The following is a 1,043-nucleotide window of genomic DNA, read 5'->3' on the forward strand; positions in this document are numbered from 1 at the left end:
GGCAACGGCGCCCCGGCCGATCGACAGGCGCGGGGGCGGACGCGACCGCCGGGGCGCCGTTGCCTGAGGGGGAATGATAGAGCGGGGTGACGCCGCGGAGTGTTCGCTTTTCCGCAGTGATTGTGCGGGGTTCCGCGGGGGGAGTCGGCGATTGGCGTATGCGTTGGACGATGGCGCGGCGCGAATCTCCCTCCTTGAGGGGGAGATGTCGCCGAAGGCGACAGAGGGGGTCGGTACGACGGGACTCGACCTCCTATGTTCCATTGTTGAAAAGAGGATGCCGGCGCTTCACGCGAGACGCCCCCTCACCCAGCCTCCGCTTCGCTCGGCTGACCTCTCCCCGAGGGGAGAGGAGACTTGCAGCGCCGGCGCTTCCCTCTTCTCCCCAGCGGGGAGAAGGTGGCCGCGAAGCGGCCGGATGAGGGGGCCTTCGCTATGTTCAATACGGCCACTCACCCCTGCCCAGCGCTGCAACCGCAGCCACGATCCGCGCAAACGCTTCCGCCGCCGCCGGCACCGTGGTGCGGGCACGCAGGAAGCTGTGCACCAGCCTCGGCTCTTCGTGCCACCACGCCTTGCCGCCGGCGGCCAGAATGCGGTCGCGGTAGGTCTCGCCATCCGAGGACAACGGGTCGCATTCGGGGGTGACGATCACCGTCGGCGGCAGGCCGGTGAAATCCTTGTCGCGCAGCGGCGCAAAAGTCGGATCGTCAAGCGATTGGCGCCTGGCCGAACGGACGTCGCGGTAGAAGGCGATGTCGGCCACCGACAGCAGCGGCGCGTCGGCGTGTTCGATGTAGGAGCCGGCGCGCTCGTCGCCGCCGAGCTCGGGGTAGATCAGCACCTGGCCAATGGCAGCGCTGGCGTGGCGGCGCGTCGCCTGCGCCACCGCCGCGGCGAGATTGCCGCCGGCGCTTTCGCCGCACAGCACCAGCGGCAGGCCTGATCTCGCCGCTGCCCATTCGAAGGCGGCCACCGCATCATCGAAGGCGGCGGGATGAAGATGCTCCGGCGCCAGCCGGTAATCGACCGACAGCACGTCG

At 69.4% G+C, this 1,043-nt stretch carries 1 protein-coding gene; it reads right to left on the bottom strand.

All coding sequences use genetic code 11. The features are described 5' to 3' along the window. Positions 1 to 439: 439 nt before the first annotated feature. Positions 440 to 1,043 (bottom strand): alpha/beta hydrolase (locus tag ENZ75_RS32790; protein ID WP_164888218.1); only part of this gene is annotated, 604 nt, incomplete at its 5' end.

It is taken from the genome of Mesorhizobium sp. M7A.F.Ca.CA.002.04.1.1 (assembly GCF_004022805.1).
Taxonomy (GTDB): Bacteria; Pseudomonadota; Alphaproteobacteria; order Rhizobiales; family Rhizobiaceae; genus Mesorhizobium; species Mesorhizobium ciceri.